A 20,570-nucleotide genomic window follows, 5' to 3' on the forward strand; every position below is an offset into this window, starting at 1 on the left:
GCGCTGCGTGTGGGTTGCGCCGCGCGGCCGGGGGGGCGGGGGGGGGGGGGGGGGGGGGGGGCGCCCCCCCCCCCCCGACGCCGGGGGCTTTCCAGCGGTACGTGACTACGCCCGACGCACTACCGAAGCCTGTGACCCAACCACCTTCACCCCGGAGTCACAACCCCCGGCCATGATCGCGCGGCTGTGGCACGGCTGGACAGACCCCGACGACGCCGACGACTACGAGACCCTCCTCCGGGAAGAACTCTTCCCTCGCTTCGCTGATGAGGTCGGCGAGGGCTACGCGGGCGCGGAGCTGTTGCGCCGCGAGCGCGACGAAGACGTCGAATTCCTCACGCAGATCCACTTCGACTCCTGGGACGCCGTCGAGGCCTTCGCCGGCGAGGACTACGAGCAAGCCCACGTCCCGCCCGAAGCCGAGGAACTTCTCGCGCGCTACGAGGACGGGGCGACCCACTACGAGGTCCGCGAGCGGGCGTGATCAGTTCAGGTGGTCGAGGTCCGTCCGGGTGCGCTCGGTCTCGACATCGCCGGTGTTGCGCGTCTCCGCGGGCTCGAACAGGAGGATCTCGGCCTCCTCGTCGGCGACCGGGCGGTGTTCGACGCCGGCGGGGACCACGAGCAGGTCGCCCTCTCCGAGCGTGGCGGGCTCGCGGTCGCGGAACTCGATGTCGAGTTCGCCCGAGACGACGAGGAAGAGTTCGTCGGCGTCCTCGTGGCTGTGCCAGACGAACTCCCCCTCGACCTTGGCGAGCTTGACGGCCTGGCCGTTGAGTTCGGCCGCGACCCGGGGCGCCCACTGCTCGTCGAAGCCCTCGAAGGCCTCGCTGAGTGTGACTTGCTGCACGTGTGGACGTGGGTCTGTGCGCTCAAAACCCGTTCGACGACGCTGGAGGAAGTGCTTCGGTTCGTAATACCCGGTACGAGTGCTAGAAAGCCCCCGCGTTCTCGACTCGCGCGGCTCGCTGCGCTCCTCGTTACACTGCGGTGCTTGCGTCACCGGGCTTCGTCGAGAACGCGGCCCCCTCCAGTCCCACCCGGAGCCACACACCTCCCCAGCCGACTGCGCTCCTCGCTTCGCTGCGGTGCTCATCCCTCGCACGGCGGCTGTCGCGCGATGGACCGCGCGACAGCGCGCGCCACACAGTCGGTCCGGGTCTCCGAGGGGACTGGAGTTCTCCCGGGTCCATCTCGAAGCACTATCCGCCACCGTCGGCCGGTCTTTATGCCCGGTCGGCCCGAGGGTGGGGCCATGACAGCACTGGAGCGGGAGGCGAGTCGATGAAACGCGAGGACAGGGAGATGGACCGGCTGGTCGAGCGGGTCCGCGAAGCCAAGAAGGCGGTCGGCGACGAGGGCCGGCCCGAGGCCGTCGAGTACCAGCACGACCTGGGCAAGCTGACCGCCCGCGAGCGGGTCGACTACCTCTGTGACGCGGGCAGCTTCGAGGAGGTCGGCCGGCTCGGTGCCCCGCATCCGACAACTCCGGAGGTGTACGACTGGGAGCGGGAGGACGCCCCCGCGGACGGGATCATCACGGGCATCGGCGATGTCGACGGCCGGCCGGTCGCGGTGATGGCGACCGACTTCACCGTCAAGGGCGGCTCGATCGGCCACACCGGCGGCCAGAAGATGGCCCGCGTGGCCGACCTGGCCATCGAGCGCGGGCTCCCGTTCGTGATGTTGCACGACGGCGGCGGCCACCGGATCCAGGAGGGGCTGGACGCCGGGCCCTTCGCCTCCGGGGACGGCGGCTTCGCCAACACCCAGGAGACCATGTCGGGGTGGGTGCCGACCGTCGCCGCGATCATGGGCCCTGGCTTCGCCGCGGGGACCAACTTCGCCGCCTACTGCGACTTCGTCCCGATCGTCGAGGGGACGGCCACGATGGGCGTCGCCGGCCCCGCGCTCGTCGATGCCGCGCTGGGGGTCGACCTCTCGAAGGAGGAACTGGGCGGGGCGGACTTCCAGACCGCCGAGACCGGGATGGCCGACCTGGCCTGCGAGGACGACGAGGCGTGCCTCGATGCCATCAAGCGCTATCTCTCCTATCTGCCGGGCAACGCCCAGGAGGACCCGCCGGCGACCGATGGGTGGGAGCCCCCCGCGACGGAGCGGACCGAGCGGCTCGCGGAGGTCATCCCCGCGGACACCTCGAAGGGCTTCGACGTCTACGAGGTCATCGAGGGGATCGTCGACCGGGACGCATTCTTCGAGAAGAAACCCCGCTACGCCCGCAACGTCGTCACCGGCTTCGCCCGCCTCGAAGGGCGACCCGTCGGCGTGATCGCCAACAACCCCCGGATCAAGGCCGGCACCGTCGACACCGGGATGTCCGACAAGGCCGCCCACTTCGCGAGCATCTGTGACGCCTTCGGCCTGCCCATCGTCACGCTGGTCGACGTGCCCGGCGTCCTCCCGGGCCCCGACTCCGAGCGGGAGGGGGTCGCCCGCCACGCCGCCAAGCTCCCCTTCGAACTCAACCGCGCGACGGTGCCGCGGCTGAACGTCGTCCTCCGGCGGGGCTACGGCTTCGGCTACGTGGCGATGGGCGGCGGCCGGTCGACTGACAACGACCTGACCGTGGTCTGGCCCAGTGCCGAGATCGCCGCGATGGGGATCGAGGGGGCCGTCGACATCGCCTACCGCCGGGAGCTGGAGGCCGCCGACGACCCCGAAGCCAGACGGCGGGAGCTGATCGAGGAGTTCACCGAGCGGACGAACGCGGTCCGGGCGGCCGAGCGGCTCGGGGTCGACGCCGTCGTCGAGCCCGGCGAGACCCGCGACCGGCTCGTCACCGCTCTCGAGCGCTCCCGCGACCGGTCGGGCGACGACTGGCCGCCGAAGAAACACTCGATCAACCCGGTCTGACTGAGACCGACCCAGTCGCGGCTCGGCGGTCGGCGGGCTACGCGCCGGGGTAGCCCCAGGGGCTGACCTCCTCGACCGTGGCCGCGACCCCCAGCAGGTCCGCCTCCGAGAACGTCGGCCCGACGACCTGCATCCCGACCGGGAGCCCGTCTGCGAGGTCGGCGGGGACGTTCACCACGGGGTGACCGGTCAGATTGAAAACCCAGGCCATCGCCCAGTCGGTGGGCATCCCTTCAGTTTCGACGCCGTCGATCTCCGGCGGGAACGGCTCGTCGTGGGTCAGCGGCGGCGTCGCCACCGTCGGACAGACCAGGGCGTCGTAGTCTCCCACGACCTCCTGGACGGCCCGGTAGAGGTCGGTCCGCGGGAAGTTGCTGTTCGTGTACGCCGTGATGTCGTGGCTCTCGCCCACCTCGACGATCTCCCGGAGCTGGTCGGGGACCTCCCCTTCGTGTTCCTCCAGCAGGTCGTAGCCCAGGTCGCGGTTCAGCTCCTCGACGGTCTCCGCGAAGTAGGCCGTGACCGTCGTCATGTAGGTCTCGTTGACGGTGTGCCGGTCCGGCGTGTCAAGCTCGACCTCCTCGACGGTCGCGCCCGCGCTCTCTAGGTCACCGAGGGTGGACTCGATGGCGTCGCGGGTCTCGGGGGCGACCGGGAACAGATCCAGTCCCGGCGAGTACGCGATCTCGAGGTCGGCCGGGTCGCGGGACTCGGCCGCTCCCTCGTAGTCGTCGGTCGCGGGGACGCTGAAGGGGTCGATGGGGTCGACGCCGGCCATCACGTCGAGCATCCGGCCCAAACTCCGCGTGTCGCGGGCCATCGGCCCCCGGACGGAGACGGGGGTGTGGCCGTGAAAGCCGTTCAGGTCGCTGCCGTTGGGGACGAGCCCGTGGGTCGGCTTGACCGAGACGACGTTACAGCACGCGGCGGGATTTCTGAGCGAGCCGCCGACGTCCGAGCCGGTGGCGAGCGCGACCAGCCCGTCCGCGAGCGCGGCCGCGGACCCGCCCGAGGAGCCGCCGGCGTTGCGTTCGGGGTCGAAGGGCGTCCCCGTCGGCCCGACCACGTCGTTGACCGTCCGGACCGTGTGGCCGAGCGCCGGCGTGTTCGTTGTGCCGACCGGGACCGCCCCGGCCTCCTCCAGCCGCCGGACCGTCAGCGCCGTCTCGTCGGCGACGTCGTCTGCCAGCGGAGCCAGCCCTCTCGTGTGGACAACACCCTCCTTGGTGTCGCCGAGGTCCTTGATCCCCAGCGGGACGCCCGCCAGCGGGAGGTCCTCACCGGCCTCGACGCGCTCGCGGACCTCGCGGGCCTGTTCGCGGGCCTCTTCGGCGATGACGGTCACGAATGCGTTTGTCACGTCGTTTCGCTCCTCGATGCGCTCGACGGCGGCGTCGACGACCTCGACGGGGTCAGCCTTGCCTGCGTTCACATCCGCCGCGATGTCGACCGCCGACCGGTAATGGTCTGCCATGACACCCACCTCGCAGAGACGCGCGAAAAGGATTGTGTCAACATCCGGTCACTGGGCCGCGCGTGGCGGAGCTATTAGTGAGCCACGCACGTCCGGTGGGGTATGGACGCCACGACTCCGGGAGAACACAGTCACAGGGAAACGCCGCCGGCCGGGAGGCGGTCATGAGCGCGGACGTCGAACCCTTCGAGGTGGACGTCGAGGAAGGGACGGTCGCGGACCTGCGCGAGCGGCTGGAGCGCACCCGGTGGCCCGACCAGCTCCCCGACGCCGGCTGGGACTACGGGATGGAGCGGGAGACGCTCCGCGAGATGTGCGAGTACTGGCGGACGGAGTACGACTTCGCGGGCTACGAGCGCCGGATGAACCGCTTCGACCAGTACACGACGACGGTCGACGGCCAGCGGATCCACTTCTACCACGTCGAGTCCCCGGAGCCGGGCTCCCGGCCGCTCCTGCTCAGCCACGGCTGGCCGGGGTCGGTCGTGGAGTTCCACGACGTTCTGGAGCCGCTGACCGACCCTGCGGCCCACGGCGGCGACCCTGAGGAAGCCGTCGACGTGGTCGCGCCCTCGCTGCCGGGCTACGGCTTTTCGGGGCCGACGACCGACCGCGGCTGGGACATCCCGCGGATCGCCGACGCCTTCGCGGAACTGATGGCCCGCCTGGGCTACGAGGACTTCCTCGCCCAGGGCGGCGACTGGGGCTCGCTCATCACCGTCAACCTCGGCGCCAGCTATCCCGACCGCGTCGAGGCCATCCACACGAACATGCTGTCGGTCCAGCCCTCCGCGCTGGGCGTCGAGGACCCGATGAGCCTGCTCGACGAGGAGGGCCGCGAGACGGTCCGGGAGGTCCGGTCGTTCCAGGGCGCAGAGACGGGCTACCAGGAGATCCAGTCGACCAAGCCACAGACCCTGGCCTACGGACTCACGGACTCGCCGGCGGGACTCGCGGGGTGGATCCTCGAGAAGTTCCAGACGTGGGCGGACGGCGGGCTGGAGGCCTTCGACCGCGACCGGCTGCTCGACAACCTCACCACCTACTGGGTGACCGAGACGATCAACGCATCCACCCGCCTGTACTACGAGACCGACACCGAGGAGGCGCTTCCCTCGAGCGTCGACGTGCCGACCGGGCACGCCCGGTACCCCGTCGAGATATACAAGACCCCGCGGCCGTGGGCCGACCGCGTCTACGACATCGTCCACTGGGCGGAGTTCGAGGAGGGCGGCCACTTCGCCGCGATGGAAGTGCCGGAACTGTTCGTCGACGACCTCCGGGAGTGGATGCGGGTGGTCTGAGATAGCGCTGTCCGGCGTAGACTGGCGATTATCGCGGCGGTCCCGCCGGAGACTGCGGTGCCCCTCCTACCGCATCGATGCGACGACCTCACGGACCCGCTCGCCGTCGGCCTCGACGTAGCCGCCGTGATAGCAGAGGACTCCCTGAATGTCGCGGTCGGTGAGTCGCTCCGCCGAATCGAGTGCCTCGTCCATCTCCAGGGTGAACTCCTCGCTCGGCCCCTGGAGCCCCGACGCGTCGGCGGTCAGGGCGTCGGCCGCCAGCAGCGTCCCCGAGTCCGGGAAGTGCAGCGAGACGTGACCCGGCGCGTGCCCGGGCGTGAAGACGACGTCCATCGGGCCGGCCGCGGTCCGGAACCGGACGCCGTCGACGAGTTCGACGTCCACATTGACGGGCTCGTAGCGCTGACCCTCGGGGCTCTTGATGGGGTGTTCGCGGCCGTCGACGTAGGGCGCACACCGCTGGTGGGCGTAGACGACCGCGCCGGTGCGGGCAACCAGTTCCGCGAGCGCGCCCGCGTGGTCGCCGTCCTGGTGTGTGACCAGCGCGGCGCGGACGTCGCCCAGGCTCAGGCCCGCATCGGCCAGGCCGTCCTCGAGCTGGTCGAGTTCGCCGGCGTAGCCGACATCGATGAGGACGACGCCGGTCGGCGTCTCGACGGCGGCCGGGTGGATGGTGACGGTTCGCTCGCCCCGTTCGACGGTCTGTGTGAGGTGGTGGACGCCTTCGGGAAGCGACATGCGTGGACCGACGGCGAGAGCTGTCAAAACACCCGGGGGTGACGGTGCCGGCGCAACGGGTGGCAGACGACATCCGGCCGACGGCCCGCGGTGGCTTGAAGACGCCGGGGGGCGCAGGGAGCGTATGACACTCGACGACGAGGTCATCATCGTGACGGGCGCGAGCCGCGGGCTCGGGAAGTCGATGGTCGAGCGCTTCTCGGCGGAGGGCGCCCGCGTCGTGCTCACCGCACGCGACGAGGACCGGATGGAAGAGGTCGCCGCGGACCTCCCGACCGAGTCGCTGGTCGTCCCCGCGGACGCCCGCGACGCCGACGACGTTGAGCGGGTCGTGGAGGGGACCGTCGACGCGTTCGGCCGGGTGGACACGCTCGTGAACAACGCCGGCGTGAGCATCCTCGGGATGCAGGACGACCGGAAGTTCATTCAGGACGTCACCGAGGAGGAGTACGACACCGTTCTGGAAGTGAACCTCAAGGGAGTGTTCCTGTTCACCCGCGAGGTCCTCCCGCACATGTACGACCGGGGGCGGGGAAACGTCGTCAACATCTCCTCCGGGCTGGGTCGCAACGCCATCGCCGGCGCGGGCTGTTACGTCGCCTCCAAGTGGGGACTGGAGGGGTTTACCCGCGTGACCGCACTCGAGGGCGAGGGTCGGGGCGTCAACGCCAACGCGCTTGACCCGGGCGGGCGAGTCAACACCGATATCTGGGCTCACCTCCCGCAGGAAGAGCGCCAGCAGATCCTCCAGCCGGACGTGATGGACGACGCCGCTGTCCTGTTGGCAGCCCAGGGACCCGACGGTGTCTCCGGGGAGTCGATGACTGCCGAGGAGTGGGAACAACACTTCGAATAGGTCCGACCGCGCGGCGGCCGTCGGGTGTCGTCGTCCGCCGGTGTCTCGGTCCGGAGCGGGAGCAGCCGACAGACACTTGACAACCTTGATATGACGCGCAATCGTGGGGTCGGCCATGGACGTAAAGACGGTTGACGAAACCTCCTTCTCCTACCGGAAGGTGCTTTTCTACTTCCTGGTCACGGTGGGTATCTGTGCGGTGGTCGTCGCGCCGGTGTTCGTCTCCCAGCCCTACGGCCGGCTGCTGAACACGGTCATGCTGCTGGCGCTGTTCGGGCTGGTCACCCGGACCGTCGTCTCCTCGGTGCTCACCTTCGCCCGCGTCGACAGGCCGGAACTCCCCGACGACGCCGACCTCCCCGACGTCAGCGTCGTCATCCCCGCGTACAACGAGGCGCCGGTGCTCAGAGACACCATCGAGGCCTGCCGGAACCTCGAGTATCCCAAAGAGAAGCTGGAGGTAATTCTCTGTTACGAGGCGGCCTCCGTCGACGGGACCTGCGAGCTCGCCGAGCGGCTGGCCGCCGAGGACGACATCACGAGGGCCATCGAGCGCGACGAGCCCGGCGGGGGCAAGGCCAAGGCGACGAACTACGCGCTGCAGTACGTCACCGGGGACGTCATCGCCAGCATCGACGCCGACCACGAGTTCGAACCGCGTGCCGTCAGGCGCGCGGTCGCGTGGTTCCTCGACGACGAGGACACCTGGTGTGTCAAGGGTCGGTGTTACGGGCGGAACCCGACGGACTCGGTGATCGCCCTCCACGCCACCGTCGAGCGCCACATCGCCGAGAAAGGCGAGATCGCCGCCCGCGAGCTGTACGACGGCTACACCTTCTTCGGCGGCGGGCAGGCCTTTTTCCGGGCGGAACTGTTCGAGGAGATCGGCCTCTTCGACGAGCAGATCATGGTCGAGGACATCGACATGTCCTCGAAGATCCACGAGGCCGGGAAGGACCTGCACGTCGACCCGACGGTCATCACCTACGAGGAGAACCCCGCGACGCTCGATGCGTGGTGGAGCCAGCGCAAGCGGTGGGCCCGCGGGTGGATGCAGGTGACGAATCGTTACCTCTCGCGGGTGCCGAGCACGTCGACGCTATCCCCCCGCCAGCGCCTCGACGGCATCTACACGATGATGTACGCCGTCGTCCCCGCGCTTCTCGTGCTCGCCTTCCCGATGGGGATCCTGTCGGCGCTGACCAGCATCAGCGCGCCCACCTACGTCCCCCTCTCGGACAGCACGCTTTGGACGCTGCCCTTCCTCGCGCCCGGTGCCGTCTTCGGGCTCATCGCCCTGCAGGACTACCGGGACGGCCTCTCGCACAACCCCGCGGAGTACCTGGCGGCACTGACGCTGGGGCCGTATCTCATCTTCCAGACCGCCGTCTACGTCACCGCGTTCATCCAGGAGTACCTCCTGCGCAAGCCGAGCGTCTACGTGACGACCTCCAGAAGCGACGGCTGAGCAGCCGCGTCACACTCCGCGTCGCGTCCGGGTGGTAAGCCTACTCCCTGCCGACCAGCTCCGGCTCGCCCTCGGGCGGCTCGACGCGCACCTCGTGGCGGGTGTGGCGGGCGTGGGTCTCGGCCCACCGCCGGGCGGGCGCTGCCGAGAGGAAGGCGTCCTCGTCGGGGCACTGCCGGCAGTCGACCAGCCACGGCGTGACGTCGTCGGGGAAGTGACCGGTGTGGCGGCGGTGGTCGAGCGCGAACCGCTCGAGGGCGCGGTTACCGACCTGGAGCTCGTCGAGTTCGTAGCTCAGCTCCCAGCTCTCCCCACACCGCGAACAGCTCACTGTCGGTGTCGTCTCGGGCTCTGTCGGGGGTTCGGCCGGACCGTCGCCGTCGGGACCGTCGTCGGGCACACACGACCCGAGGTCGTCCGCACACTTAGCCGGAACGGCCGGGCGACCGGCGGCCGAAGAGACAGCGGTTTCAGGCGGGGGGAAAAAGGGAGGATATGGTCGAGAACGTCATCTGGCCGGCGTACCTCGATGCCGACCTGAGCCGCTCGGAGGGACGGCGCGTCCCGGAGGACCTTGCGGTCCCCGGGCCGACGGTCGACGAGATCGCCGAGGCGGTCGGCCAGGTGGGCTACGACGCGGTCATCGAACGCGACAAGACCTACTCCCGGGAGTACGAGCCCCGCGGGCGGGTCCTCGTGAAGGACGCGGACGACGCGAGCAAGAGCGACCTCCTCGGTGCCGTCGCCGCCTACCTGGGAGCGATCCGCGCGTGAGCATGCGACGGGCCGGCGAGGTCGTCCGGGCCGCCCAGGGGCTCGCGGTCGTGCGCGCGCCCGGCGAGGAGTTCCCCGGCGAGGGTACGACCCTCGTCGACGAGTCGCTGGCGGAGGTCGGCGAGGTGGTGGCGGTGTTCGGCCCCGTCGAGCGCCCCTACCTCGCGGTCGCGCCCGCGGCCGGGCCGGTGGCACGGCTGGTCGGCGAGGCCGTCTACGCGCGATGAACCCGGACAGCGAAGCGGGTCGCACGCGCCGATGACGAAACCCTCAACACCGTTCCCGCCGCCGTGGGGAGTATGAACGGCCGGGCGCGAGTGCTTGCTGCCTGTGGCGGGATCGCCGCCATCTTCCTGTGTGTCCAGCTCGGCGCGCTGGCGCTGGTCGACCCCCTGAAGGCCGGCGGCAACCAGTTCGTCGAGAACACCGGCGACCCGACCAACAGCATCGTCTACATCGCGCTGATCCTCGTCGCGACGGCGGGCATGCTCGCGGTCATCAAACTCGGTCTGGAGTGGGTCCTCCGGGGCCTCGTCATCTTCTCTGGGGTCTACATCGCGTGGTACGTCTTCCGGGTGGTCGTCCCCGGCGTCTACGTCCCCGTCGGCGGCTTCCCGGTCAACGTCCTCGCGGTCGCCCTCGCAGTCGGGCTCGGGGCCGCGCTGTACGTCTATCCGGAGTGGTACGTGGTCGACGCCGCGGGCGTCGTGATGGGGGTCGGTGCGGCCGGACTCTTCGGGATCAACTTCGGCATCCTCCCCGCGCTGGTCCTGCTGACGGTGCTCGCGGTCTACGACGCCATCAGCGTCTACGGGACCGAGCACATGCTGACGCTCGCCTCCGGCGTGATGGACCTGCGGATCCCGGTCGTCCTCGTCGTGCCGCTGACGCTCTCTTACTCCTTTCTCGACGCCGACCTTCCGGACCCGGAAGCCGAAGAGGCCGACGAACAGACTGACCCGGCGGCCGCCGACGGGGGAGAAGGCGGGGCGGTCGGGGACGAAGGCGCCGACGCCGACGAGGGCGGCCCCGACACCGCCGACGGTAGCGACGCCGAGGCCGACTACGGCCGGGACGCGCTGTTCATCGGGCTCGGCGACGCGGTGATCCCGGCGGTGCTCGTGGCGAGTGCGGGCTTCTTTCTCACCGATGTGCCCGCCCTCCCGGTCCCCGGCCTCGCGCTGACGCTGCCGGCGGCGACGGCGATGGCGGGGACCTTTCTCGGGCTGGTCGTCCTCCTGCGGATGGTGCTGGCGGGCCGGGCCCACGCCGGCCTCCCGCTTCTAAATGGCGGCGCGATCGCGGGCTATCTGGTCGGCGCGCTGGCCAGCGGGCTGTCGCTGACGCAGGCGCTGGGTCTCGAGGGGCTGCTGTAGCGTGCCCGTCGTCGCGGCGCTCTTGCTCCCGCTCAGAACGCCTCGCTCGCAGGCGTGACCGAGATCGTCTCTCCCAGGTCCTGCTCGCGGGCCCGCTCGTAGAGCATCCCCGCGGCGGCGACCGTCTCGATGCCGGTACCGCCGCTGTCGAACAGCGTTACCTCCGTGCTGCTGGTGCGACCCGGCTCGGTTCCGGCGACCACTTCGCCGAGTTCGGCGTGGAGGTGGTCCGCGTCGACGGCCCCCTCCCGGACCGCCTGGATGTAGGCACCTGCGTCGCCGGTCTCGAGGTCCGCCCGCGCCCGCAGGTCGGGAACGTACTTCGCCCGGGCGACGGTCGTGCCGTCGACCTCGCGGGCGTCGGGGCTGTACTGGCCCATGGCCGTGACGTGGGCGCCCTCCGCCAGGTCATCGCCGTCGAAGACCGGTTCGGTGGCCCGCGTGGCCGTGATGACGATGTCCGCATCGGCGACGGCGGCTGCCGGCGAGTCGACCGCCGAGACCGCCGCCGTCCGCAGCCGGTCGTCGAACTCCGCGGCGAAGGACGCTCTGCTCTCGGGGGTCGGCGAGTAGACCCGCACGCGGTCGAGGTCCCGGACGGTCGCGGTCGCGGCCACCTGTGCGCGGGCCTGCGAGCCGCTGCCGATGACCGCCAGCTCCGCGGCGTCTTCGCGGGCCAGTGCGTCCACGCCCACGGCGCCGGCTGCGCCGGTCTTGTAGGGGTTCATGCTCGCGCCGTCGAACAGCGCCAGGGGTTCGCCGCTGTCGGCGTCGAACAGCGGAAGCAGGAAGTGGGCGTCCTCGGCCCCGAAGCCGGCGGCGTAGGTGTAGGTGCCCATCGCCCCGGTCTCGGGCAGGATCGCCATGTACGCGGTCAGAAAACCCGGCGGGTCGGCGCTTGTAAGGCTCGTCCGGGGCTTCGCGGGCGCACCCTCGCCGACCTGGCGGTACCCCTCCCTGACGGCGTCCACGTAGTCGGCGTACGACGCGAGCCCGGCCACATCGTCGCTTCCCAGAACGCGTACCTCGGGCATGGCCGCCCTATAGGGGCGGGCGGTATAGACCTTCGGAGAGACTGTCCGGGCCGGTCCGGGCGGGTAGCCGGCGCGGCCGCGGCCCAGTATCAGTCCCGAGAGCCGGCCAGAAAGCTTCTTACGTGGGGTGTGTGTATCCCTGCCACGGACGCGGGACGGCCCCCGCACGCCTCCAGCGATGACTCCCGACACGGGCGACGACACCGAGCGGGCGGGTGCGGACGGCGGGACCAGCCGGTACGGCGAACTCGAGGTCGGCGACGAGGAGGTCGTCATCTACGACCGCGAGAACCACCGGGCCTGGCTCCAGTCCTCCGTGACGGTGACTGTCGAGGACCGTCGCTGACCGTCACGTTGCGGGCGGTTTCGAGACGAACACCGCCAGCGCCCGCCAGCCGAGCAGGAATGCACCCCCGACGACCGCCGAGATGACGACGAACGCGACGGCGGTGCTGCCGCTGACCAGGATCCGCAGGCCGTGTGCGACCGGCAGTGCGACCAGCCAGGCCGGCAGCGCCCACCCCAGCCCCCGTCGGAACGAGGCGAGCGCGTCGTCGGTGTACAGCCCCCCGAGGACGGCGACGGCGACCCAGGCGAGTACGAAGGGGAAAAGCGCCTCCAGATAGGCGAGCGGGTTCGCCAGCGGCTGCATGCTGTGGCCGAACTGCTGGCCGATGAAGACGAAGGCACCCAGCGCGAGGACGTCCCCGACGAGGAGGCCGGCGGTGGAGGCAGAGGGGTCCACCCGCGTCCGGAGGTACGTGCTCGTGCTCATACCCACCGCTCAGGCGCGCCCGGACTTGTGTCTCCCGCTTCCCGCCACGCTCCCGCTTCCCGCCACGCCGACGACCGTGTAGCCGAACCCGCCGTCGAGGACCGTCGCCTCGAACCCCCCCGCCGCCAGCAGGTCGACGAGGGCGGCAGGCGCGTGGAAGGTGGAGTCGAACCCCCAGGCGCGCTCGGCGGCGACGAGCGCCCGGCCGCGGAGCGTCGTCGGGTCGAACTCGCGGACGACGACCACGCCACCCGGGCGAAGCACCCGGTACAGCTCCGCGACCACTGCGGGGTGGTCGGGCATGTGGTGGAGCGCGTCGACGACGAGGGCGGCGTCGACGGAGGCGTCGGCGACCGGCAGCCGCGTCGCGTCGCCGGCGACCGCCGCGTGGCCCTTCGACCGCGCCCGCCGGAGCATCCCCGGTGCGGCGTCGACGACGACCGTCTCCGGGCGGATGGCCGACGCCCCGCGCCCGGTGCCGCCGCCGAGGTCCAGCGCGCGGTAGACGGGGCGCTCGGCGCGGGCCAGCCCCTCGACCAGCGGCGTCTCCCTGGTCGGGGGCATCGCCAGGTCGTACAGCCGCGCGAGCCGGTCGAAGGTGGAGACGTCCCGGGTGACAGTCGAGCGGTCTCCCCGGGTGACAGTGGAGGTGTCGTCCACGGCTCGCGTACGCGCGGGCGACACAAATCCCTTACTCGCCGAGGCCCCAGTGGCGGTATGGAACTGGCCGTCCGGAACTGGCCGCCAGAGGGCGAGGCGCTGGCGCTGGACCACGAGCGGTTCATCTACGGCGGGAAGTTCAACACCGGGCGGACGGCCAAGGCCGTCGCACGCGAGGACGGCGAGGTGGTCGCCGCCGTCGCCTTCAACGAGGACCGTACCGACGCGGACACGCTGCGCTTCCGGTACGTCTCGGTCCGGGTCGACCGCCGCGCCGAGGGGGTCGGACCGCGGCTGCTGGCCTTCGCGGCCGACCGCGCCCGCGAGCACGGCTACGAGCGCGTCGGGATCGCCGTCAACAATCCCTACGCCTACGAGGCCTGCTACCGCGCCGGCTTCGCGTTCACCGGCGAGGAGACCGGGATGGCGGAACTCCTCATGACCTACCCCCCGGAGGACCGCTCGCCGGCGCGCTACCGGGAGGGGCTGGACGTCTTTGCTGAGCGGGACCTCCCGACCGACCAGGCCGACTTTGTCGCCCGGACCGACGACACGCCGCCCGAGACCATCTAGGGCTTCCAGTCAGACGGGCGTCTCGAACAGCCGGGCGCCACAGTCCGGGCAGGCCACCGCCGCGACCTCGCGGGTCGAACAGCAGGACTCGACGGTCTCGGTGCCGAACTCGGGAGTGCCCGAACAGGCCGGGCAGGTGTCGACGAACAGCCGGAGGCCGTTGAGCAGTTGCCCGCGGGCTCGCACCGGGAGGTCGCTCCACCCGCCGTACCGCTGTTCGAGGGCGTGGGCGGCCCCGAGGTCGGCGAGGAAGGCCGCCCGCGACTCCCACCGGCCCGCCTCCTTCCCGTCGACGACCAGCCGGAAGGCGTCGCCGAACTCCTCGGTTTCGGCCCCGCCGGGAACCCCGAGGGCGTCGCGCAGTGCCCCGCGGTCGGCGTCGCGGGCCTGCTCGACCCCGGCGTTCCACGCCCTCCGGAACGACTCTGTGAGACAGAGGTCGTCGCTGTCGGCACACTCCTCCAGCGCGCCGACATCCATGAGGACAGCCTCGGGGTCGAGGTTCTCGGCGTCCGGGGCCGTCTCCTCACTGTCGGCCCCGGCCACCCCCGCGAACTCGCCGGCCGGCTCTTTCCCGAACAGCGCCAGCAGCCACGGCGGGAAGTACCGCTTGGTCAGCGTCGGCGTCCCGGGGACGAGATAGCCACGGAGGTAGATGGCCGCAAGCGAGAGCCCGACCAGGATGGCGCCCGCCGCGAGCCCGATGCCGGCGTTGCTGGTCGCGACACCGGCCGCGGCGACGGCCCCGCCGAGGGCGATGGCGATGAGAACGTTCACGACAGTACAGGGGAGACACCGGTTCTCGCCGGTGTACTCGGGTTGTCGAAACCGACTGACTGCGCCGCTCATGCCCGGGGCCTCGGGCGCAGCCGGCATCAACGTTGCGTCGCGGTCGCGCCGGTCGGGGGATTCAAGCCGGTCTCGCCCCTACGGAGGGGCGATGGGAAACGCGGACCTTCGTGACCTGGCGGTCATCGAGGAGGTGTCGTTCGACGACCTCTCGGGCGTGGTCGCCGTGGACGCCCACAACTGGCTCTACCGGTACCTCACCACCACCGTCAAATTCACCGACAGCCGCGCCTACACCACGGCAGAGGGTGAGGAGGTGGCAAACCTCATCGGGGTGGTCCAGGGGCTCCCGAAGTTCTTCGAACACGACCTCACGCCAGTGTTCGTCTTCGACGGCGCCGTCACAGACCTCAAAAGCGACGAGGTCGAGCGCCGCCGCGCCCAGCGCGAGCGCTACGAGGAAGACCTGGCGGAGGCCCGCGAAACCGGCGACGAGGTGGCCATCGCCCGCCTCGACTCGCGGACACAGCGGCTCACCGACACCATCGTCGAGACGACCCGGGGGCTGCTGGAGCGGCTGGACGTGCCGGTCGTCGACGCGCCCGCCGAGGGGGAGGCCCAGGCCGCCCACATGGCCCGCCACGGCGGGGCCGATTACGCCGGCAGCGAGGACTACGACACCCTCCTCTTCGGCGCGCCGCTGACCCTGCGCCAGCTCACGAGTTCGGGCGACCCCGAGCTGATGGACTTCGAGGCCACCCTCGCGGACCTGGAACTGACCTGGGAGCAACTGGTCGACGTCGCCATCCTCTGTGGAACCGACTTCAACGAGGGCATCTCGGGTGTGGGGCCGAAGACGGCAGTCGACCTCGTCCGCGAACACGGCGACCTCTGGGCGGTCTTCGAGCGCGAGGGCTACCACGTCGAGGGGGCCGACCGCATCCGTGACCTCTTTCTCGACCCCGCGGTGACCGACGTCGAGGTGGACACCGACGTCGACCCGGACTTCGACGCCGCGCGCCGGTACGTCACGGAGACCTGGGAGGTCGACGCCGGCGAGGTCGAGCGCGGTTTCGAGCGCATCGAGGAGGCGCTCGTCCAGACCGGCCTGGACCGCTGGAGCTAGGAGAGCCGCTCGCGAAGCTGTTCGGTCTGCTCGCGGAGCTGGTCGATCTGGTCCTGGAGCTGACCGCTCGCGTCCGCCTGCATCTCCTCGAGCTGCTCCTCGGTGCGGTCGAGGAACTCCTCGGCCCGCGTCTCCATCTCCTCGTGGGCCTCGACGAGCACGTCGAGTTGCTGGGAGACGGAGTCGAGATACGCCGCCGAGAGGTCGTCGTACCCCTCGAGCCCCTCCTCGGCGAGGTCGGCGGCCTCCGAGCGGGCCTGCTCGGCGGCCTCGAACTGCTGGTCCATCGCCTCGCGGACCTGCTCGACGCCCGCTTCCGAGCCGGGGACCGTCGACTCGATGGCCTCGAGGTAGCGCTCGATGGCTTCGTGGGTCATCTCGGCGCTCCGCGCGCTCGCGTCGGTCCCGCTGTCCATCCCCTCCACCATCGCCTCGTTGAGCCGCTTCTGGAGTTCGACCGACTGTTCGAGGGCCTGCTGGCTCCGTTCGAGCGTGCGCCGCTGGAGTTCGAACGCGGCGGCGATCGGGTTCCGGTCGGCCATACCCCCAGGTTCGTCCGGGGCCCACATCAAACCACAGGCGGCCCTGGATTAGCGGAGGGGGTCCCCGCGGACACCCGGCGCCGTACCGGAGGCTTTTACGCGCCGGCGGGCGACTCCTCTCCCATGAGCGAGGACAGCGAGTACCGGACAGAGCGGGACAGCCTCGGGGAGATGCAGGTGCCGGCGGACGCCTACTGGGGCGCCCAGACCCAGCGCGCGCTCGGGAACTTCCCCATCAGCGACGTCACCTTCGGGCGCCGATTTATCCGCGCGCTCGGCGTCGTCAAGAAGGGCGCGACCCAGGCCAACCGGGAGCTCGGGCTGCTCGACGAGGAGACAGCCGAGCACATCGTCGCGGCCGCGGACGAGGTCATCGACGGCGAGCACGACGACCAGTTCCCAGTCGACGTCTTCCAGACCGGGTCGGGGACCTCCTCGAACATGAACGCGAACGAGGTGATCGCCAACCGCGCGACCGAACTCGCCGGCGGCGAAATCGGTTCCCGGGAGATCCACCCCAACGACCACGTCAACTACGGCCAGTCGAGTAACGACGTGGTCCCGACGGCCATGCACGTCGCCAGCGCCGAGGCAGTCGAGAAGGACCTCCGGCCCGCCCTGGAGACGCTTCGCGACGCGCTCCAGGCAAAGGAAGAGGAGTTCGACGACGTGGTCAAGACCGGCCGCACCCACCTCCAGGACGCCACCCCCATCCGGCTGGGCCAGGAGTTCTCGGGCTACCGCGCCCAGGTCGAGAAGGGGGTCGAGCGCCTCGACGCCGTCCGGTCACACCTCCGCGAGCTCGCGCTCGGGGGCACCGCAGTCGGGACGGGGCTGAACACCCACCCCGACTTCCCGGAACTCGCCGCCGAGTACATCAGCGAGGAGACCGGCGTCGAGTTCCGCGAGGCCGACAACCACTTCGAGGCCCAGGCCGCCCACGACGCCATGAGCGAGGCCCACGGCGCGCTCCGCACCGTCGCTGGCAGTCTCAACAAGATAGCCAACGACCTCCGGCTGCTCGCGTCGGGCCCGCGCAACGGTCTCGGCGAGGTCGAGCAGCCCGAGAACCAGCCCGGTTCCTCGATCATGCCCGGAAAGATCAACCCCGTGGTGGCGGAGGCGGTCAACCAGGTTCACAAGCAGGTGGTCGGCAACGACGCCGCCATCTCTGCGGGCGCCGCCGAGGGCCAGATCGACCTGAACCTCTACAAGCCGGTCATCGCCCACAACTTCCTGCAGTCCGCCAAGCTCCTCGCGAACGGTAGCGAGGTCTTCGCCGAGAAGTTCGTCGCCAAGCTCGAAGCGAACCGCGAACACTGCGCCGAGCGCGTCGAGCAGTCGATGGCCCTCGCCACGGCGCTCAACCCCGCCATCGGCTACGACAAGGCCTCGAAGGTGGCGAAGCAAGCGATGGACGAGGGCAAGACGATCAAGGAAGTCGTCGTCGAGGAGGGCTATCTCACTGCCGAGGAAGCCGAAGAGGTGCTCGACCCGGCGAAGATGACCGAGCGGGTAATTCTCGGCGGCGAGTAGGCGGCGAGGACTGTTCCGCGTGTCCGAGCCGCAGTCGCCGGCGAGCAGGAGACGACTGAACTCCGATCGCGGCCACCCTGGCTACCGCACGAAGTAGGGCTCGTCGCCCGGGTGAAAGCGCCCGAGGTCGGAGGTCTGGCGATAATCCGACTCGCGGAGCGCCACCAGGGCGTCCGCGAGCGCGTCGGCGTGGGCGTCGTTCCAATCTGTCGGCTCCAGGACTGGAACAACGAGCCACCCCGACCCCTTGGTCTCGGTCGCGTGCAGCGCCTCCATGTCGACCTCCGCCTCGCGCGAGCGGCTGGTGTACGCCTCGAAGACGTGCCGGGTCGCCCGTTCGCCGACGGGGAGCAGGACGTGGGCCGTCACCGCCCGGAGTTCGGCGTCGAAGTACGGCTCCAGGGCGGCGTAATCGCTCTCCGTCGGCGAGCCGGCCGCGTCCCCCTCTGTGGGTGCGTCGGCCCCGCCCGTCATGCTCCCGGGTGCACACGTGTGCAGGTAGGAGAGGAAGGTACGCCGGACCCGAACCTCGCCACTGTCGGGGTCGACGCCGTCGACGAGCCCGCCCCGCGAGAGCGCGTCGAAAAACGACGGCGACCAGGGGCGACCCGTGAACGGGACCCGGGCCTCGAGGCCGCCGTGTACGCCGGGGTGGTCGCCGACGACGTGGAAGTGTGCCCGCGTATCGCCGTAGCCCGGGACCGAGTGCTCGCAGGGTGGGTCCATTCCGAACGGATTCCGGAGCGTGTCGGCGACGTACTCCACAGGGGAGCCAGCCCCGCGAGCGACAATAGTCTGCCGGCGGCCGACGACCGTCGGGGCCGCGATACCGCGCGACCGGCTCAGACGTGCTCGTCGAGGAAGTCGACGACCCGGGTGTAGGCCTCGACCTGGTTCTCCAGTTTGGCGATGCCGTGTCCCTCGTCCTCGAATACGAGTTTCTCGACGGGGACGCCCCGCTCGCGGACCTCCTCCACGATCTGCTCGGCCTCACCGACCGGGACCCGCGGGTCGTTGGCGCCGTGGAGGACGAAGAGCGGCGCCTCGATGTTCTCGACTCTGTTGATGGGGCTGATCTCCTCCAGGAGCTCGCGGTCCTCGGCCAGCGAGCCGTACTCGGCCTCCCGGAGCTCCCGGCGCCAGGGGCCGGTGTTCTCGAGGAACGTGACGAAGTTGGCGATGCCGACCGCGTCGACGCCCGCGGCCCAGCGGTCGGGGTACTCCGTCAGCGCCGCGAGCACCATGAACCCGCCGTAGGAGCCGCCCTTCGCGACCACGCGGTCGGCGTCGAGCTCGGGCTGTGCGACCAGCCAGTCGACCGCCGCGTCGATGTCCCGCACGGCGTCCATCCGCTTCTCCACGTCGTCGAGGTGGGTGTACGCTTTCCCGTAGCCCGTCGAGCCGCGGACGTTGGGCTCGAAGACCGCGTAGCCACGCGAGAGGAAATACTGGGTGAGGCCGGTGAAGGAGGGACGGCGCTGGCTCTCCGGGCCGCCGTGGATGTCGACGACGACCGGCGCGTCGTCGGGCTCGCCGCGCTCGACGCCCTCGGGGACCGAGTAGAGGGCGGGGACCTCCCGGCCGTCGAAGGTCTCGTACCTGACGAGGGCGGGCTCGACGAAGGTCTCGCGGGGGATCCCCGCGGTCCCCGCGCGAGTCCACTGGCGCGCGCCCCCGCCCTCGCGCAGCCCCGGGACGGGGACGACGAAGACGTTGGTGTTGAGCGCGCGGCCCGACGCCGACAGCGCCAGGCGGTCGCCCGCGGGGCCGAAACTCACGCCCCCGGCGACGTCGCCGGGCAGGTCCGGGAGCGGGTACTCCGTGAGGTCGGTGCCCTCGACGTCCGCCAGCGTGAGTTCGGTGTAGCCGTCGACGTTGCGGGAGTACACGAGCAGGCCGTGCTCGTCGTCGACGGCCACGCCGTCGATGTTCCACTCCCCGCCCTCGCGGACCGGCTCCAGGTCGCCCGTCTCCGGGTCCAGCCGGGCGAGATACAGCGTGTCGCTGCCCTCGTCGGTGACGGTGTAGAGCCCGCCGTCCGGCCCCCACTCGACGCTGCCGTAGCGCACGTCGCCCTCGTGGGGCGTGAGGTGGGTCCGCTCACCGGTCCCGATGTCCAGCACGTAAACGTCCTGGTCGAAACTGGAGTGAGCCTCAGTGAGGACAAGCCGGTCGTCGGCGGGCGCCCAGCCGCCGACGGTGAGCCAGCCGTCGCCCTCGAAGACCAGGTCGGCGTCGTCGCCGCGTTCCTCGCGGCCCTGGGTGTAGATGTCGAAGACCGACTCGTCGCGGCGATTGGAAGCGAACGCGAAGCGGTCGCCGCCGTGGCTCCAGCCGCCCCACCGGTGTTTCGCGTCGGGCAGCCCGGTCAGCTCTGCGATGGTGCCGCCCTCGTCTAGCCGGTACAGTTGCATCCGTTCGTTGCCCCCCTCGTCCATGCCGAAGACGAGCTCCGGCCGGGTCGGCGAGTAGCTGGCGAAGGAGACGGGCTCGTCGTAGAAGGTCCGCTGGGTGGGCCAGCCGCCGGGCTCCTCCAGCGTCCACACCTGGCCGGTCCCGGTCGTGTCCATCAGGAAGGCGAGCGTCCCGTCCGGCCCCAGCGTCGCGCCGTAGGCCCGCCGGACGGTCAGGTACCGCTCGAGGTCGTACTCGTGCACTCCCGAGGGCA

Annotated in this window: 23 protein-coding genes; 12 read left to right on the top strand and 11 right to left on the bottom strand. The window is 70.6% G+C overall.

The annotated features are described in order from the left end of the window. Positions 1–172 precede the first annotated feature (172 nt). Positions 173–484 carry an antibiotic biosynthesis monooxygenase gene (locus GN153_RS03240; RefSeq protein WP_159899787.1) on the top strand — a complete coding sequence of 104 codons (312 nt, stop codon included), beginning with the start codon at positions 173–175 and terminating at the stop codon, positions 482–484. Here the strand turns inward: GN153_RS03240 and GN153_RS03245 are convergent, their stop codons facing one another. After that, positions 485–850 carry a cupin domain-containing protein gene (locus GN153_RS03245; RefSeq protein WP_159899789.1) on the bottom strand — a complete coding sequence of 122 codons (366 nt, stop codon included), beginning with the start codon at positions 848–850 and terminating at the stop codon, positions 485–487. Positions 851–1,284: 434 nt separating this feature from the next. Here GN153_RS03245 and GN153_RS03250 point away from each other — a divergent pair, with 434 nt between their 5' ends. Then, positions 1,285–2,874 carry an acyl-CoA carboxylase subunit beta gene (locus GN153_RS03250; protein WP_201287802.1) on the top strand — a complete coding sequence of 530 codons (1,590 nt, stop codon included), beginning with the start codon at positions 1,285–1,287 and terminating at the stop codon, positions 2,872–2,874. 37 nt (positions 2,875–2,911) lie between these two features. Here the strand turns inward: GN153_RS03250 and GN153_RS03255 are convergent, their stop codons facing one another. Next, positions 2,912–4,348: an amidase gene (locus tag GN153_RS03255; protein ID WP_159899791.1), complete on the bottom strand. Its 1,437-nt coding sequence runs from the start codon at positions 4,346–4,348 to the stop codon at positions 2,912–2,914. A gap of 164 nt (positions 4,349–4,512) precedes the next feature. Here GN153_RS03255 and GN153_RS03260 point away from each other — a divergent pair, with 164 nt between their 5' ends. Continuing rightward, positions 4,513–5,652, top strand: a complete 1,140-nt coding sequence (locus tag GN153_RS03260; protein WP_159899793.1) for an epoxide hydrolase family protein — start codon at positions 4,513–4,515, stop codon at positions 5,650–5,652. A 66-nt stretch (positions 5,653–5,718) separates the two neighbouring features. Here the strand turns inward: GN153_RS03260 and GN153_RS03265 are convergent, their stop codons facing one another. Beyond that, positions 5,719–6,393 (bottom strand): MBL fold metallo-hydrolase, encoded by a 675-nt coding sequence (locus GN153_RS03265; RefSeq protein ID WP_159899795.1) that lies wholly within the window; start codon positions 6,391–6,393, stop codon positions 5,719–5,721. Positions 6,394–6,517: 124 nt separating this feature from the next. Here GN153_RS03265 and GN153_RS03270 point away from each other — a divergent pair, with 124 nt between their 5' ends. Together GN153_RS03270 and GN153_RS03275 are read left to right on the top strand one after the other, a co-directional pair. Continuing rightward, positions 6,518–7,249, top strand: coding sequence for an SDR family oxidoreductase (locus tag GN153_RS03270; protein WP_159899798.1), 732 nt, complete (start codon positions 6,518–6,520; stop codon positions 7,247–7,249). A 115-nt stretch (positions 7,250–7,364) separates the two neighbouring features. Beyond that, positions 7,365–8,717 carry a glycosyltransferase gene (locus GN153_RS03275; protein WP_159899800.1) on the top strand — a complete coding sequence of 451 codons (1,353 nt, stop codon included), beginning with the start codon at positions 7,365–7,367 and terminating at the stop codon, positions 8,715–8,717. 40 nt (positions 8,718–8,757) lie between these two features. Here GN153_RS03275 and GN153_RS03280 read toward each other — a convergent pair whose 3' ends face one another. Beyond that, the gene (locus GN153_RS03280) at positions 8,758–9,117 is read right to left on the bottom strand and encodes a hypothetical protein (protein ID WP_159899802.1); all 360 of its coding nucleotides are present in this window, start codon (positions 9,115–9,117) and stop codon (positions 8,758–8,760) included. Between the two features lie 95 nt (positions 9,118–9,212). Between GN153_RS03280 and srp19 the strand changes: the two genes are divergently transcribed. From srp19 to GN153_RS03295, 3 genes are all read left to right on the top strand, one after another. Continuing rightward, positions 9,213–9,491: a signal recognition particle subunit SRP19 gene (gene srp19 / locus GN153_RS03285; protein WP_159899804.1), complete on the top strand. Its 279-nt coding sequence runs from the start codon at positions 9,213–9,215 to the stop codon at positions 9,489–9,491. 2 nt (positions 9,492–9,493) lie between these two features. Beyond that, positions 9,494–9,718: an H/ACA ribonucleoprotein complex subunit GAR1 gene (locus tag GN153_RS03290; protein WP_159902162.1), complete on the top strand. Its 225-nt coding sequence runs from the start codon at positions 9,494–9,496 to the stop codon at positions 9,716–9,718. Between the two features lie 72 nt (positions 9,719–9,790). After that, complete coding sequence (locus tag GN153_RS03295; protein WP_159899806.1) at positions 9,791–10,867, top strand: presenilin family intramembrane aspartyl protease PSH; 1,077 nt, start codon at positions 9,791–9,793, stop codon at positions 10,865–10,867. A gap of 32 nt (positions 10,868–10,899) precedes the next feature. Here GN153_RS03295 and GN153_RS03300 read toward each other — a convergent pair whose 3' ends face one another. Further along, positions 10,900–11,901, bottom strand: coding sequence for an ornithine cyclodeaminase family protein (locus GN153_RS03300; protein ID WP_159899808.1), 1,002 nt, complete (start codon positions 11,899–11,901; stop codon positions 10,900–10,902). A gap of 178 nt (positions 11,902–12,079) precedes the next feature. Between GN153_RS03300 and GN153_RS17430 the strand changes: the two genes are divergently transcribed. Continuing rightward, the gene (locus GN153_RS17430) at positions 12,080–12,247 is read left to right on the top strand and encodes a DUF7331 family protein (RefSeq protein ID WP_201287803.1); all 168 of its coding nucleotides are present in this window, start codon (positions 12,080–12,082) and stop codon (positions 12,245–12,247) included. 3 nt (positions 12,248–12,250) lie between these two features. Here GN153_RS17430 and GN153_RS03305 read toward each other — a convergent pair whose 3' ends face one another. Together GN153_RS03305 and GN153_RS03310 are read right to left on the bottom strand one after the other, a co-directional pair. Continuing rightward, positions 12,251–12,676: a DUF3054 domain-containing protein gene (locus GN153_RS03305; RefSeq protein WP_159899810.1), complete on the bottom strand. Its 426-nt coding sequence runs from the start codon at positions 12,674–12,676 to the stop codon at positions 12,251–12,253. Between the two features lie 9 nt (positions 12,677–12,685). Beyond that, complete coding sequence (locus GN153_RS03310; RefSeq protein WP_159902164.1) at positions 12,686–13,240, bottom strand: class I SAM-dependent methyltransferase; 555 nt, start codon at positions 13,238–13,240, stop codon at positions 12,686–12,688. Between the two features lie 153 nt (positions 13,241–13,393). Between GN153_RS03310 and GN153_RS03315 the strand changes: the two genes are divergently transcribed. Then, positions 13,394–13,909 carry a GNAT family N-acetyltransferase gene (locus GN153_RS03315; RefSeq protein ID WP_159899812.1) on the top strand — a complete coding sequence of 172 codons (516 nt, stop codon included), beginning with the start codon at positions 13,394–13,396 and terminating at the stop codon, positions 13,907–13,909. Between the two features lie 9 nt (positions 13,910–13,918). Here the strand turns inward: GN153_RS03315 and GN153_RS03320 are convergent, their stop codons facing one another. After that, positions 13,919–14,758 carry a hypothetical protein gene (locus GN153_RS03320; RefSeq protein WP_159899814.1) on the bottom strand — a complete coding sequence of 280 codons (840 nt, stop codon included), beginning with the start codon at positions 14,756–14,758 and terminating at the stop codon, positions 13,919–13,921. Positions 14,759–14,849: 91 nt separating this feature from the next. Here GN153_RS03320 and fen point away from each other — a divergent pair, with 91 nt between their 5' ends. Further along, positions 14,850–15,824 (top strand): flap endonuclease-1, encoded by a 975-nt coding sequence (gene fen, locus GN153_RS03325; protein WP_159899816.1) that lies wholly within the window; start codon positions 14,850–14,852, stop codon positions 15,822–15,824. Here fen and GN153_RS03330 read toward each other — a convergent pair. Beyond that, the gene (locus GN153_RS03330; protein WP_159899818.1) at positions 15,821–16,366 is read right to left on the bottom strand and encodes a hypothetical protein; all 546 of its coding nucleotides are present in this window, start codon (positions 16,364–16,366) and stop codon (positions 15,821–15,823) included. The two genes, fen and GN153_RS03330, sit on opposite strands and share 4 nt — an antisense overlap. Before the next feature lie 123 nt (positions 16,367–16,489). Here GN153_RS03330 and GN153_RS03335 point away from each other — a divergent pair, with 123 nt between their 5' ends. Beyond that, entirely contained in the window at positions 16,490–17,902 is a 1,413-nt protein-coding gene (locus GN153_RS03335; protein WP_159899820.1) for a class II fumarate hydratase, read from the top strand. Between the two features lie 81 nt (positions 17,903–17,983). Here the strand turns inward: GN153_RS03335 and GN153_RS03340 are convergent, their stop codons facing one another. Then, positions 17,984–18,667, bottom strand: coding sequence for a uracil-DNA glycosylase family protein (locus GN153_RS03340; RefSeq protein ID WP_368372786.1), 684 nt, complete (start codon positions 18,665–18,667; stop codon positions 17,984–17,986). Positions 18,668–18,744: 77 nt separating this feature from the next. Next, entirely contained in the window at positions 18,745–20,559 is a 1,815-nt protein-coding gene (locus GN153_RS03345) for a S9 family peptidase (RefSeq protein WP_159899822.1), read from the bottom strand. Positions 20,560–20,570 lie beyond the last annotated feature (11 nt).

Origin of the sequence: Salinirussus salinus (genome assembly GCF_009831455.1) — an archaeon.
Classification (GTDB): domain Archaea; phylum Halobacteriota; class Halobacteria; order Halobacteriales; family Haloarculaceae; genus Salinirussus; species Salinirussus salinus.